Source organism: Okibacterium sp. AC114 (genome assembly GCF_979253355.1).
Map to the genome: position 1 here is coordinate 1,351,335 of NZ_CEEDBR010000001.1, position 14,322 is coordinate 1,365,656.

Annotated in this window: 11 protein-coding genes; 9 read left to right on the top strand and 2 right to left on the bottom strand. The window is 67.3% G+C overall.

Annotated elements, in window-relative coordinates; translation table 11 throughout:
- The first annotated feature begins 109 nt into the window (after positions 1 to 109).
- From ACZ6IE_RS06500 to ndk, 4 genes are read left to right on the top strand one after another with little or no spacing between them, the layout of a single operon-like run.
- The gene (locus ACZ6IE_RS06500; RefSeq protein ID WP_464607270.1) at positions 110 to 3,787 is read left to right on the top strand and encodes an isoleucine--tRNA ligase; all 3,678 of its coding nucleotides are present in this window, start codon (positions 110 to 112) and stop codon (positions 3,785 to 3,787) included.
- Positions 3,780 to 5,162: a bifunctional folylpolyglutamate synthase/dihydrofolate synthase gene (locus ACZ6IE_RS06505; RefSeq protein WP_464607271.1), complete on the top strand. Its 1,383-nt coding sequence runs from the start codon at positions 3,780 to 3,782 to the stop codon at positions 5,160 to 5,162. Before ACZ6IE_RS06500 ends, ACZ6IE_RS06505 begins: the two co-directional genes overlap by 8 nt.
- On the top strand, positions 5,159 to 5,563 hold the full coding sequence (locus tag ACZ6IE_RS06510; RefSeq protein WP_464607272.1) for a DUF4233 domain-containing protein: 405 nt from the start codon (positions 5,159 to 5,161) through the stop codon (positions 5,561 to 5,563). Before ACZ6IE_RS06505 ends, ACZ6IE_RS06510 begins: the two co-directional genes overlap by 4 nt.
- Positions 5,563 to 5,979: a nucleoside-diphosphate kinase gene (gene ndk, locus ACZ6IE_RS06515; protein ID WP_464607273.1), complete on the top strand. Its 417-nt coding sequence runs from the start codon at positions 5,563 to 5,565 to the stop codon at positions 5,977 to 5,979. Before ACZ6IE_RS06510 ends, ndk begins: the two co-directional genes overlap by 1 nt.
- Before the next feature lie 63 nt (positions 5,980 to 6,042).
- Here ndk and ACZ6IE_RS06520 read toward each other — a convergent pair whose 3' ends face one another.
- Entirely contained in the window at positions 6,043 to 6,630 is a 588-nt protein-coding gene (locus ACZ6IE_RS06520) for a vitamin K epoxide reductase family protein (RefSeq protein ID WP_464608595.1), read from the bottom strand.
- A gap of 463 nt (positions 6,631 to 7,093) precedes the next feature.
- On the opposite strand from ACZ6IE_RS06520, the gene ACZ6IE_RS06525 reads away from it, so the two are divergent.
- The gene (locus tag ACZ6IE_RS06525) at positions 7,094 to 10,492 is read left to right on the top strand and encodes an Rne/Rng family ribonuclease (protein WP_464607274.1); all 3,399 of its coding nucleotides are present in this window, start codon (positions 7,094 to 7,096) and stop codon (positions 10,490 to 10,492) included.
- Positions 10,493 to 10,540: 48 nt separating this feature from the next.
- On the opposite strand, the gene ACZ6IE_RS06530 is transcribed toward ACZ6IE_RS06525, so the two are convergent.
- Positions 10,541 to 10,831, bottom strand: a complete 291-nt coding sequence (locus ACZ6IE_RS06530; protein WP_464607275.1) for a DUF4031 domain-containing protein — start codon at positions 10,829 to 10,831, stop codon at positions 10,541 to 10,543.
- Positions 10,832 to 11,133: 302 nt separating this feature from the next.
- Here ACZ6IE_RS06530 and rplU point away from each other — a divergent pair, with 302 nt between their 5' ends.
- The 4 genes from rplU (at position 11,134) to proB (ending at position 14,250) form a co-directional block, all read left to right on the top strand.
- Positions 11,134 to 11,442, top strand: a complete 309-nt coding sequence (gene rplU / locus ACZ6IE_RS06535) for a 50S ribosomal protein L21 (RefSeq protein WP_077053349.1) — start codon at positions 11,134 to 11,136, stop codon at positions 11,440 to 11,442.
- A gap of 20 nt (positions 11,443 to 11,462) precedes the next feature.
- Positions 11,463 to 11,723 carry a 50S ribosomal protein L27 gene (rpmA, locus tag ACZ6IE_RS06540; RefSeq protein WP_077053348.1) on the top strand — a complete coding sequence of 87 codons (261 nt, stop codon included), beginning with the start codon at positions 11,463 to 11,465 and terminating at the stop codon, positions 11,721 to 11,723.
- A 139-nt stretch (positions 11,724 to 11,862) separates the two neighbouring features.
- Positions 11,863 to 13,452 carry a GTPase ObgE gene (gene obgE / locus ACZ6IE_RS06545; RefSeq protein ID WP_464607276.1) on the top strand — a complete coding sequence of 530 codons (1,590 nt, stop codon included), beginning with the start codon at positions 11,863 to 11,865 and terminating at the stop codon, positions 13,450 to 13,452.
- 3 nt (positions 13,453 to 13,455) lie between these two features.
- A complete protein-coding gene (gene proB, locus ACZ6IE_RS06550) occupies positions 13,456 to 14,250 on the top strand; it encodes a glutamate 5-kinase (RefSeq protein WP_464607277.1) in 795 nt (264 codons plus the stop codon).
- Positions 14,251 to 14,322 lie beyond the last annotated feature (72 nt).

A 14,322-nucleotide genomic window follows, 5' to 3' on the forward strand; every position in this document is an offset into this window, starting at 1 on the left:
TCACAGCCGAATGAGCGGTTCTCGCGACAGCATCCGTCGCGGGGGCAAGCGAGGTGGTACCGCGTTGCGTGAGCGACGTCCTCGCAGGAGATGACCTGCCAGGAGAGACATGTACCCGCGCCGTGCCCAATCGGGCGATGCCCCCTCGAATTCCGTTCCCGCGAACTCGGACGCTGCCGCATCCGCATCCGCCGCCGCTGCTGACGCCAGCGCTGCCGCATCCGCCAACGCTGCAAGCGCTGCTGCCGCCCTGCCGAGCGACACCAAGCCCAGCGTGCCCGGAGCAGCCTTCGGTGTCACCCCGTCGCCGCGCTTCCCCGACATCGAGACCGACATCCTCTCGTTCTGGAAAGAGGACGGCACCTTCCAGGCCTCGGTCGACCAGCGCGCCGGCGACGACGAATGGGTCTTCTACGACGGCCCGCCCTTCGCCAACGGTCTGCCGCACTACGGCCACCTGCTGACGGGCTACGCCAAGGATGTCTTCCCGCGTTTCCAGACCATGCGCGGCAAGCAGGTGCACCGCCGCTTCGGCTGGGACACGCACGGTCTGCCCGCAGAACTCGAGGCCGAGCGGCAGCTGGGCATCACCGACAAGAGCCAGATCGAGGAGATGGGCCTGGCCGCGTTCAACGACGCCGCGCGCTCTTCGGTGCTGAAGTACACCGACCAGTGGCAGGAGTACGTCACGCGCCAGGCGCGCTGGGTGGACTTCGACAACGATTACAAGACGCTCGACATCACCTATATGGAGTCGGTGATCTGGGCGTTCAAGCGTCTGCACGACAAGGGCCTCGCCTATGAGGGCTACCGCGTGCTGCCGTATTGCTGGCGCGACGAGACGCCGCTCAGCAACCACGAGCTGCGCATGGACGACGACGTGTACAAGATGCGTCAGGACCAGACCGTCACGGTCACGTTCCCACTCGTCGGGCCGAAGGCCGAAACGCTGGGGCTCACCGGTGTGCGCGCCCTCGCCTGGACCACGACCCCGTGGACGCTGCCGACCAACATGGCCCTCGCGGTCGGTCCGGACATCGTCTACGCGGTAGTGCCCGCCGGCCCGAACGGCACGCCCGACGCGACGGTGCAGCGCGAGGAATCCTCGGTCGACGCCTCCGCCGACCACGCGCCAGCGGCGCCCCAGGCCGAGGCCCGCCGCGAGGGCGACGGCGCCGGAGAACACGAGCGCTCCGCACCCGGCAGCATCCAGTCATCCGGTGACTCCGCATCGCACCCCGCACTCTCGGTCGAGGTGCTCGGCGGCGAATACCTCATCGCCATCGACCTGGTCGGAAACTACGCCAAGGAGCTCGGCTATGACTCGGCCGACGAGGCGAAGGCCTCGATCCGTCGCACGGTCGTCGGCCGCGAACTCGAAGACGTCGCCTACGACCGCCTCTTCGACTACTACGCCGACACCGAGACGTGGGGCACCGAGAACGCCTGGCGCGTGCTGGTCGCCGACTACGTCACCACCTCCGACGGCACGGGCATCGTCCACCAGGCCCCCGCCTACGGTGAGGAAGACCAGAAGATCTGCGAGGCGGCGGGCATCCCCGTCATCCTCTCGCTCGACGCGGGCGGACGTTTCGTCTCGGAGATCACCGAGGTCGCCGGGCTGCACTGGTTCGACGCGAACAAGCCGCTCACGCAGCTGCTGAAGGCCGAGGGACGACTGCTGCGCCAGGCCAGCTACGAGCACTCCTACCCGCACTGCTGGCGCTGCCGCAACCCGCTCATCTACAAGGCCGTCTCGAGCTGGTTCGTGCGCGTGCCCGACTTCCGCGACCGCATGGAGGACCTGAACCAGGAGATCAACTGGGTTCCGGCCAACGTGAAAGACGGTCAGTTCGGCAAGTGGCTCGGCAACGCGCGCGACTGGTCGATCAGCCGCAACCGTTACTGGGGTTCGCCCATCCCCGTGTGGAAGAGCGACAACCCCGACTACCCGCGCATCGACGTCTACGGCTCGCTCGACGAGCTCGAGCGCGACTTCGGAGTGCGCCCCACCGATCTGCACCGCCCCTACATCGACGAGCTGACGCGGCCGAACCCCGACGACCCCACCGGCCAGTCGACCATGCGCCGCATCCCAGACGTGCTCGATGTCTGGTTCGACTCGGGTTCCATGCCCTTCGCCCAGGTGCACTACCCGTTCGAGAACCGCGAGTGGTTCGAGTCGCACAACCCGGCGGACTTCATCGTCGAGTACATCGGCCAGACCCGCGGATGGTTCTACCTCCTGCACGTGCTCTCGACCGCGTTGTTCGACCGCCCGGCCTTCACCAACGTCATCAGCCACGGAATCGTGCTGGGAAGCGACGGCCAGAAGATGTCGAAGTCGCTGCGCAACTACCCCGACGTCTCCGAGGTCTTCGACCGCGACGGCTCCGACGCCATGCGCTGGTTCCTCGTGTCCAGCTCTGTGCTGCGCGGCGGCAACCTCATCGTCACCGAGGAGGGCATCCGCGAGGGCGTGCGCCAGCTGCTGCTGCCGTTCTGGAACACGTGGTACTTCTTCGCGCTCTACGCCAACACCGCTCGTGAGGGCGGTTACGAGGCGCGCTGGGATGCGACATCCACCGACGTCCTCGATCGCTACATCCTGGCCAAGACCCGCGAACTCGTCGTCGACGTGACGGACAACCTCGAGAACCTCGACGCGACCATCGCGGCCGCCAAGCTGCGCGACTTCGCCGACGTTCTGACCAACTGGTATGTGCGGCGTTCGCGCGACCGCTTCTGGCAGGGCGTGGACGAGAACGGCGCCGGTCGCGAGGCGTTCGACACGCTGTACACGGTGCTCGAGACCCTCGCCCGGGTGGCGGCTCCGCTCATCCCGCTGGTGTCCGAGCGGGTGTGGAAGGATTTGACCGGCGGTCGCAGCGTGCACCTGGAAGACTGGCCGAACCCCGAGCACCTGCCCGAGGATCACCGCCTGGTCGAGGCCATGGACCGCATCCGCCAGATCAGTTCCACGGCCCAGGCTCTGCGCAAGCAGGCGGGCCTCCGCGTGCGACTGCCCCTGGCCGAGCTCACGGTCGTCACCGCCAACGCCGACGCGCTGGCGCCATTCGAGGGCATCCTGCGCGACGAGCTCAACGTCAAGCGCGTGAGCGTGGCCGAGCAGACCGACGAGAGCGCGGCCGAGCACGGCATCACGTCGCGCCTCACGGTGAACGCGCGCGCCGCAGGGCCCCGCCTCGGCAAGAACGTGCAGCAGGTCATCAAGGCTGCGCGTTCGGGTGACTGGTCCGAGACCGACGGTGTCGTCACGGCCGGTGGGATCGAGCTCGTCGAGGGCGAATACGACCTCGTGCTCGAGACGCAGTCGGTCGATGGTGCCGAGAACGTCCTGGCGTTGCTGCCGGGCGGCGGTTTCGTCATCCTCGACACCCAGCTCACGCCCGAGCTCGAGGCCGAGGGGCTGTCGCGCGACCTCATCCGCGCCGTGCAGGACACGCGTAAGGCCGCCGGCTTCGAGGTGAGCGATCGCATCGACCTGGGCGTCGTCTTCTTCGACGAGCGGGATGCCGAGGCCATCGCCTTGGCGCGTTCGAGTGTCGACGTTCCCGGCGAGACCCTGGCCACCTCGTTCGAGGTCGCCTCGCCGTCGACCGGTTTCGACCTCGACGCCTCGAGCGCCGTCTCGCCCGCCGAGTGGCTGCCCGTGGCGGTTCCCTTCGCGCCCGACTTCTTCCAAGATGTGAAGGCGACTCAGTTCGCTAACGCGGGTCGCTTCGTGGTGGCCGTGCGCAAGATCGAAAGGAGCATCGATGTCTGATCGCTCATCCGCCGGTGACGGCCTGTTCTCGGACGACGCCGATCGCGCCGCGGGCGTCTACCAGGCGCTCATGGCCCGTTCGGGAGAGGGTTCGCCCCGCCCGCGACTCGACGCCACCCGCCACGCCGTCGAACTGCTCGGCGACCCGCACCACGCTTACCCGATGATCCATCTCACGGGCACCAACGGCAAGACCAGCACATCGCGCATCATCGAGAGCATCCTGCGTGCCTACGGGTTGCGCACGGGCCTCTTCACGAGCCCGCACCTGGTGTCGTTCAACGAACGCATCGTCATCGACGGCGAGCCGATCTCTGATGCCGCGCTGGGCGACAACTGGGATGACATCTCGCCCTACCTCGAGATGACCGACGCGTGGCTCGCCGAACGCGGCGAGGGCCCGCTCACGTTCTTCGAAGCGCTGACGGTGCTCATGTTCGCGGCCTTCGCCGACGCGCCCATCGACGTCGCCGTGGTCGAGGTGGGCATGGGCGGCGAGTGGGATTCCACGAACGTCGCCGACGCCCGCGTCGCGGTCTTCACCCCCATCGACATCGACCACGTGCAGCGTCTCGGCTCGACCATCGCCGAGATCGCGCGCACCAAGGCTGGCATCATCAAGCCGGCCTCCGAGGTCGTCACGGCCGAGCAGAAGCCGGAAGCCCTCGCCGAGTTGCAGCGCGCCGCCGAGCTCAGCGAGGCGAGCCTGGCGGTCGAGGGACGCGACTTCGAGCTGACCGGTGACACGGTCGCGGTCGGGGGCCAGATGCTGGCCGTCCGCGGCATCGCGTCCACCTACGAAGAGCTCTACCTGCCCCTCTACGGCTCCCACCAGGGCCAGAACGCCGCTGTGGCCATCGCGGCCGTCGAAACCTTCATCGGTTCGGGAGGGCACGCGCTGTCGGCCGAGATCCTGACCGAGGGGCTCGCTGAGGTCACCTCTCCGGGCCGACTGCAGCTCGTCGGCACCGAGCCGACGGTGCTCGTGGATGCCGCGCACAACCCCCACGGGGCGCTCTCCCTGCGCGTCGCCATCGACGAGTACTTCGACTTCGACGAGGTCGCGATCGTCGTGGGCGTGCTCGACGACAAGGATGCCGCGGGCATCCTCACGGCCCTCGGGCCCGTCGCGACGCGACTCTACGTGACCGAATCCGAATCGGAGCGAGCCATCCCGGCCGACGCCCTGGCCGAGATCGCCCACGTGGCAACAGGGCTCGAAGACGTCTTCGTGCTCGACCGCGTCGAAGACGCCGTGCAGAACGCTCGTCAGTGGGCCGCCGAATCGTCCAAGCGGCTCGTCGTCGTGACCGGTTCGATCACGGTCGTCGGCGAGGTCATCGACCTGGCGCGCGACGAGGAGTGGAAGCCGTGAGCGGACTCTTCTCGGGCCGAGGTGCGGGCCGCGCAGGCCGGCCCCGCCGCCAGCGCAGCGTCACCGAACTCGTCGCCTCGATCGTCCTGGGCTTCGAAACCGTCGTCGTGTTCCTGGCGGCGCTCGTGATCTTCGGCCTCAAGGCGTTGCCGCCCGCCCCCGCGCTGATCGGCGGGGCCGTCTTCTGCCTGGCGCTGTTCGCGGCGATCGGGTTGCTGCACACGCGGGCCGGAATCATCCTCGGCTGGGTGCTGCAAGCCGCTATCGTGGCTACCGGCATCTTCGTGCCCGCCATGTTCGTGGTCGGCATCCTGTTCGTCGCGATCTGGGTGTACGCCATGTATGCCGGAGGACGCATAGACCGCAGCAACAACTCGCACAACACTCTGGAGACCGAATAATGGCCGTTCAAGAAACACTCGTCCTGGTGAAGCCCGACGGCGTCGCCCGCAGCCTGACCGGTGAGGTCCTGCGCCGCATCGAGGCCAAGGGGTACTCGCTCGTCGATATCAAGCTGGTCGAGGCCGAGCGCGAACTGCTCACCGAGCACTACGCCGAGCACGAGGGCAAGCCCTTCTTCGAGCCGCTCGTCGAGTTCATGCTCTCGGGCCCGATCGTCGCCATCCGCGTGGCCGGCGACCGCGTGATCGAGGGCTTCCGCGCCCTCGCCGGCGCGACCGACCCCACCACGGCTCTGCCGGGCACCATCCGCGGCGACCTCGGCCGCGACTGGGGCCTCAAGGTGCAGCAAAACCTGGTGCACGGCTCCGACAGCCCCGAGTCGGCAGCCCGCGAACTGGCGCTCTGGTTCAAGTAGCCACCTCATCGAAAACGGCCGGTCTCCCTCAGGGGAACCGGCCGTTTTCGTGTGCGCGGAGGGCTACAGGAACGACAGGAAGTCGAGTCGCGCCTGAGCGAGGATGGCGATCATCACGTAGCAGAGCACGGTGATGAGCGGCACCCATCCGGCCAGTGACCGCGCGATGCGCCGCACCGATGCGCCGACGGGGATGTTGCCCGACCCGAGGTTGTAGAGCGTCACCGCGAGGAACGCCGGAATCGTCACCGACCACGTCACCATGCACCACGGGCAGAGCGTGCCCAGCACGAAAATGCTCTGGCTGATGAGCCAGATGACGAAGACGAGTGCGCCGAGCAACCCGATGTTGAAGGCCACCCAGAACCAGCGCGCAAAACGGGCCCCGGCCAGGATCGCCACGCCGACCGCGATGGGCGCAACCCACGCCCCCAGACCGATCAACGGGTTGGGAAAACCGAAGAGTGCACCCTGAGCCGACCCCAGGTTCGCACCGCACTGAACGACGATGTTGAAGTCGCAGGATGCCGTGGAACCCGGATTCTGCAGCAGGTGGAACTTCTCGATCGTCAGCTGGAATGCGGCGATCCACCCGATGACACCGGCGATGATCAGGAAGATCGCCAACCCGCGCGGATGAATTCGCCCCACCTCGTGATCGTCGCCACGGTCTGGCGTGTCGTCGTTCGTGTCGATGTCGTCATCGACGTCAGACGTGCGTCGGGAGTTTTCGGGGGAGCGGGCGGCTGTTTCTCGGGACACAGTCGGATTATGGCACGCGCGTTCGAGCCAACCCTTCGAATGTCGCGCACCCCGAGGCGTGTGCGTGCGATAATGGACGCGCACCGTCGGGGCCGCGCTCCGACACCGCATGATGTCTTTGCTACACCGAACCCGAGTCATCCGAATCGCACCGCGAGTGTTTCGCGAGCGAATTGATACGGGGGAGAGTGCAGTTGTGTGCCGATCACGGTGATCGGCCGAAGGGTGACCAGAGCCACGTGGCCGGTTGCTGTGAGTGTTAACGAGTGGAACCGGCGCACCAGCGCTGCTCCACCAGAGATTTCCCGGCAGGGTGGCGCGGCCACTTCGCCGGATGAGGAGTGCACCAGTAATGGTGAAAAAGAATATTGATTCCAACTCGTCCGAATCTGGCGAGACCACCGCGAACGACGCCCTGAGCGACGCGAGCACCGAAACGCCCAACACCGAAACGTCCGACACCCAGACGCCACATGTCGCGCCTGAGGCGCCCTTCGCAGGTGCGGGGTCGGCCGAAGCCGTGAGCGACGCGCCGTCCACGCACGAGACGTCGCCGGTCGAATCTCCGTCCGCCGAGGCAGCCGGTGCCGAGACGCCCAGCGCCACGACCGACGACGTTCAGTCATCGTCTGACGCGGGCCACTCGGCCTCCGCTGAAGTCTCTGATACCACGGAGGCGGCTGACACCGCCGCCGCTGCCGACACCACCGACGCTGCTGACTCAACCGACGCTGCTGACTCAACCGACGCTGCTGACGCTGACGCTGCGGGCGCCACCGAGGTCCAGGATGCTGCGGGCACCGCGGGCACTACTGACACCGACGGTTCCGGCTCTGGCGCCGCTGAGGCCGCGGCTTCTGCACCTGTCACTGCCGGCAGTGATGACGCGTCCTCCGCTTCGTCCTCCACCTCAGGCTCGTCGGCTACTGCTGCCGAGCCCGCGACGTCCGGCTCGAAGCGAGAAGCGGTCGGAGGCGCTGAAACGCCCGCCGCCGCATCCGCGCCGACTGCCGCCCCCGAAGCGGCCCCGGTGCCGTTCGTGTCGGCACCGTCGACTCTGCTCATCTTCCAGGCGCCTCCCGTGCTGCCGCAGGTCGCCGACGACCGTGACGACGACCGCGGATGGCGCGACCGCTCGGGTTCCTCCCGCGACGACCGCCGCTCGCGCGATGACGACCGACGTTCGCGCGACCAGGGCGGCCGCAACGCCTCCGACCGCACCGACCGCTACTCGCGCGACGACCGGGACCGTGACGACCGCGACGACCGCTCGCGTGACGACCGCGCCCGGGAAGACCGTGCCCGTGAGGACCGCGACCGCGACGACGACACCGAGTCCTCCTCGGCCCGCCGCCGCAACCGCCGTCGCTCCGGCGAAGAGGACCGTTCATCGGGCACCGAGCCCGCCAACACGGTCGTCAAGGTGCGTCAGCCGCGCGAGCCCGAGCTCATCACCGAGCCGCAGCGCATCAAGGGCTCGACCCGCCTCGAAGCCAAGAAGCAGCGCCGCCGCGACGGTCGCGATGCCGGACGCCGCCGCACGGTCGTGACCGAGGCCGAGTTCCTCGCCCGCCGCGAATCCGTCGACCGCAAGATGGTCGTGCGCTCGAAGCACAGCCGCATCCAGATCGGTGTGCTCGAAGACGGTGTGCTCGTCGAGCACTACGTGGCCCGCAACCAGGACGCCTCGCTCATCGGCAACGTCTACCTCGGCCGCGTGCAGAACGTGCTGCCCAGCATGGAAGCCGCCTTCGTCGACATCGGCCGCGGCCGCAACGCCGTCCTCTACTCCGGCGAGGTCGACTGGGATGCCGCCGAAACCGGCAACCAGCCCCGCCGCATCGAACTGGCCCTCAAGCCCGGTGACCGCGTCCTCGTGCAGGTCACGAAGGATCCCGTCGGCCACAAGGGTGCCCGTCTCACCAGCCAGGTCTCGCTGCCCGGCCGCTACCTCGTTTACGTGCCCAACGGTTCGATGAACGGCATCAGCCGCAAGCTGCCCGACACCGAGCGCGCGCGCCTCAAGAAGATCCTCAAAGAGGTCCTGCCCGACAACAACGGCGTCATCGTGCGCACCGCCGCCGAGGGTGCGACAGAAGAGCAGCTCACGCTCGACGTCAACCGCCTCATCAACCAGTGGGCCGAGATCTCGCGTCAGGTCGAGTCCGTACAGGCACCCGCCCTGCTGCACTCCGAGCCCGACCTGCTGATCAAGATCGTCCGGGATGTCTTCAACGAGGACTTCCAGAAGATGGTCATCGACGGCGACGACGCTCGCGAGGTCATCGAAAGCTACCTGCGCGGAGTCGCCCCCGACCTGCTCGAGCGTGTCGAACGCTACGAGGGCCAGAAGGACTCCTTCGACGAGTACCGCATCAGCGAACAGATCGAGAAGGCGCTCGACCGCAAGGTCTGGCTGCCGTCCGGCGGTTCGCTCGTCATCGACCGCACCGAGGCGATGACGGTCATCGACGTCAACACGGGCAAGTTCGTCGGCTCCGGCGGAAACCTCGAAGAGACCGTCACCAAGAACAACCTCGAAGCGGCCGAAGAGATCGTGCGCCAGCTGCGTCTGCGCGACATCGGCGGCATCATCGTCGTCGACTTCATCGACATGGTGCTCGAGAACAACCGCGACCTCGTGCTGCGGCGCATGGTCGAATGCCTCTCGCGAGACCGCACCAAGCACCAGGTCGCCGAGGTCACCTCGCTCGGCCTCGTGCAGATGACGCGAAAGAAGCTGGGCCTCGGCCTGCTCGAGTCGTTCTCCGAGCCGTGCGAGACCTGCGCCGGCCGTGGCGTCATCGTGCACCACGAACCCGTGTTCAAGCACCGCCAGCAGCAGCAGACGCCCCAGCCGGAGCGTCGCCGAGGCGGCAAGGGCCAGAACGGCAACGGCAACAACGGCTCGTCGAACAACGGCTCGTCGAACAACGGCGGCAACAACGGTGGCAACAACAACGGTGGCAACAACAACGGTGGCAACAACAACGGTGGCAACAACAACGGCGGTGCCAACAACGGCAACGGCAACGGGCAGAATGCCCTGAGCCAGGCCGCCAAGGCCGCCCACGCCATTACCGACGACGCCAAGAACGCTCTCGCCCAGATCGCCGCCAGCACGCTCGCGGCGCACTCCTCGGGTGACGAGTCGGCGCAGGGTGAGCAGGACGCTCAGGCGGCCGCACACGGCGAGCCCGCGGCATCCACCGAGGCGAACGGCGACACGGGTCGCCGCGACGCTCAGGACGGTCAGCAGCCCGGCAACGGTCAGCAGCGGAACGGGTCGGGCGATTCGGCATCCGAGTCGCCGCGCAAGAAGCGCAGCCGCAACAAGCGCGACAAGCAGCAGAACGATCGTGCGCCGCGTGACGAGCGTGCGGCCGATGCATCCAGCTCGGATGCCTCAGCTCAGGCAGAGTCGGCAGCCGCCCCTGTCGAGCGCTCTTCAGCTCCCGTCGAGGCTCCCGCGACCGAGGCGTCGAACCCTCCCCGCGAAGCCGCACCCGAGCGCCAGGCCGAACCCGCCCGCATCTTGGACCTCCCCATCGTGGCGAACAAGGTCGAGCGTCCGGCGCGTCGCAACGCCGATGATCTGCTCGGCTCCGTGCTCGACGCGCTGCCCGAGCCGAAGCAGCCCGGTCAGGGCCGCTCGAAGAGCCGTCGCGTCACCACGGCGGCCCTGCAGGGCACGCCTGTGCGCCACGAGCCCACGCCCGTGAAGCGCGCGGAAGACACTCAAGAAAACTAACGCGGCGGCGCTGCCCATCGGATGCGGGAACGCACCTCGCTGGGCGGCTCAGCGTGACGAAGGACCGGGCTTACGGGCTCGGTCCTTCGCTTTTACCCGGAGGCCCGAGGCGATCAGGCGCCGCACCAGTTCGTTCGACGGAACGGCAACCGCCCCGGCGGCGATCAAACGCTCGTAAGCGCGGGCGGGCACGTCATAATGGTCGAGGTCGAAACTGCGCGCCGGAACGTCGTTGCGTTTCGCGAATGCGTGCAACTCCTCGATCGAAGAATCGCTCACCAAATGTGACCAGAACGTGTCGTGCGCCGGCCAGTCGGCAGGGTCGATCAGGATGGTCATGAGACAATCTTAGGAACGTGTCGAGAGAGCTCCGGTCGCATTTGTGGCCGAAGAAGTAATCGAGTAGAGTTGACCGTTGGTGTGCGTTGTTCAATCCGCGCATCACACAGGTTTTCTGACACCGACAGGTCATCCCGTTCGCGGGGTGCCGAGCGGTACAGATCAACCGGTGCAGGTCTCGAGCGGTGTGGATATCCATCCGGAATCGTTCAATCTGTGCAGGAGTTGTCTGAAACATCGGGCAGTGACTGTCCGAAATATGTTCACCGGAGCGTAGAGCTCCCCAAAGATAGGTACGAGTAGTGGTTTACGCAGTTGTGCGCGCCGGCGGTCGGCAAGAAAAGGTAGAGGTCGGCACCATCGTCACGATGGACCGGATCAAGGCCAATGCAGAAGGCAACGTCGAGCTCGCTGCTGTCCTGCTCGTCGATGGCGACAAGATCACCTCCGACGCGGGTTCGCTCGCCAAGGTGACCGTCACGGCAGAGGTTCTCGGCAACCTTCGCGGTCCGAAGATCGTCATCCAGAAGTTCAAGAACAAGACCGGTTACAAGAAGCGTCAGGGGCACCGTCAGGAGCTCACGCGCGTCAAGATCACCGGCATCAAGTAAGGCATCGAGGAGAAGAACAGATGGCACACAAGAAGGGTGCGAGTTCCACTCGCAACGGTCGTGACTCCAACGCACAGCGTCTCGGTGTCAAGCGCTTCGGCGGTCAGGTCGTCCTCGCGGGCGAGATCATCGTCCGCCAGCGCGGCACGCACTTCCACCCCGGCGTGAACGTCGGGCGTGGCGGCGATGACACGCTGTTCGCCCTCTCGGCCGGAGCGGTCGAGTTCGGCAACAAGGGCGGCCGCAAGGTCGTCAACATCGTCGCATCGGCTGCCGAATAAGCATCGATTCGCGTGCGGCGCAATAAGGCGCTGCAGTGATTTCTGACAGTGGGCGAGCCTCGGCTCGCCCACTGTTTTTTTGGCTACAACACCGTCGGGCGACATCCGGCGAACAATTGAGGGTGAAGGAGGTGGGCTCGTGGCGACATTCGTCGATCGAGTAACACTGCACTTGCGTGCGGGTAACGGCGGGAACGGTTGCGTTTCGGTGAAACGCGAGAAGTTCAAGCCCCTCGCCGGCCCCGATGGTGGCAATGGCGGACACGGCGGCGACATCGTCCTCGTGTCGGACACCCAGACCACCACTCTGCTGGCCTACCACCGCGCCCCCCACCGCCACTCGCAGAACGGCGGCGCCGGCATGGGCGACCACCGCGCCGGCTTCATGGGCGAAGAGATGGAACTCGCCGTGCCCGTCGGCACCGTCGTCAAAGACGCCGAGGGCAACGAACTCGTCGATTTCGTCGAACCCGGCATGCGCTTCGTCGTAGCCCCCGGCGGCCAGGGCGGCCTCGGCAACGCGGCCCTCTCGAGCACCAAGCGCAAGGCGCCCGGATTCGCCCTGCTCGGAACCCCGGGTTGGGAAGGCGACGTCTTCCTCGAACTCAAGATCGTCGCGGACATCGCGCTCGTCGGCTACCCGTCCGCGGGCAAGTCCAGCCTGGTCGCCGCCATCTCGGCCGCCAAGCCCAAGATCGCCGACTACCCGTTCACCACGCTGCACCCCAACCTCGGCGTCGTTCAGGCCGGTGACGCTCGCTACACCGTGGCCGACGTGCCCGGTCTCATCGAGGGTGCCAGCGAAGGCAAGGGTCTGGGGCTCGAGTTCTTGCGTCACGTGGAGCGGTGCTCCGCGCTGCTGCACGTCCTCGACTGCGCCACGCTCGAACCCGGTCGTGACCCGCTGACCGATCTCGACATCATCCTGAACGAGCTCGGAAAGTACCCGGTGCCCGAAGGCCAGACGCCGCTTCTCGAGCGCCCGCAGCTCATCGCGCTCAACAAGATCGACGTGCCCGAAGGCCGGGAACTCGCCGACTTCGTAACTCCCGACCTCGAAGCCCGCGGCTATCGCGTGTTCGAGATCTCGACCGTCAGCCACGAGGGGCTGCGTCAGCTGTCCTACGCGCTCGGCGAGCTCGTCGAAACCGAACGCCGTGCCCGCGAGGCCGAGGCCGCCGCTCGCCCGCGCATCGTCATCCGCCCGCAGGCCGTCAACGACAGCGGCTTCAAGGTCGTCGTCGAGGGTGGAACCTACGGCAACGTCTACCGCATCCTGGGCGAAAAGCCGCAGCGGTGGGTTGCGCAGACCGACTTCACCAACGACGAGGCCGTCGGCTTCCTCGCCGACCGCCTGGCCAAGCTCGGCGTCGAAGACCAGCTCTTCAAGGCGGGTGCCGTCGCCGGCTCGACCGTCGTCATCGGCCCCGGCCAGGGTGTCGTCTTCGACTGGGAGCCCACGCTCACGTCGACCGCCGAGCTCATCACCACGCCGCGTGGTGCCGACGCCCGACTCGACGACAACTTCCGCCCCACCCGCAACCAGCGCCGCGAGAACTACTTCGAGCGCATGGATGCCAAGGCAGAGGCGCGTGCCGAGCTGGCGCGGGAACGCGAAGCCGGCTTGTGGAACGTCGACGAAGAGAACGATGCCGAGGCCGATTCGGCTGCGACATCCGGCGCCGAGGGCTCCGAACACGAGGGTTCCTCCGAGGAGAAAGCCGAGTAACACATGGCGCAAGCTGTGCAGGTGCGCGGGCGCGGCGACATCGCCGCCGCCCGACGTGTCGTCGTGAAGGTCGGATCGTCGTCGATCTCGGGCGAGAATGCCGGCCAGATCGAACCTCTGGTCGATGCGCTCGCGCGGGCGTTCGGGCGTGGGGTCGAGGTCATCCTGGTGTCGTCCGGCGCCATCGCGACCGGCATGCCGCACCTGCGCCTCGACTCACGGCCGACCGATCTGGCCACGCAACAGGCCGCGGCCGCCGTCGGGCAGAACGTGCTCATCTACCGCTACCAGGACAGCCTGCGCCGCTACGACATCGTCGCCGGCCAGGTGCTCCTCACTGCTGGCGACCTCGAGAACCCGACGCACCGCAGCAACGCCGAGCGTGCGATGGAACGGCTTCTGTCGCTCCGCATCCTGCCCATCGTCAACGAGAACGACACGGTCGCGACGCACGAGATCCGCTTCGGCGACAACGATCGACTCGCCGCCCTGGTGTCTCAGCTCGTGCGCGCCGATGTGCTCGTGCTGCTGAGCGATGTCGACGCGCTCTACACGAAACCGCCCAGCGAGCCGGGTGCCCAGCGCATCGACAACGTTTCCGCCGGCGAACAGCTCGAGGGCGTCTCGTTCGGCGAGTCCGGTTCGGGTGTCGGCACCGGGGGAGCGGCCACCAAGGTCTCGGCCGCGCGACTGGCAGCGGATGCCGGCACCGCCGTCCTGGTGACGGCAACCGCCCTGGTCGAGCAGGCGCTCGACGGCGCGCCCATCGGCACCTGGTTCGAGCCGCACCCGCGCTAAGCGGCCGGCGCCGCGCCCCGTTGCCGTCGGCCCGTCGGGCCGTCGGGCCGTCTGGCCGTGGGGCCGTCGGGC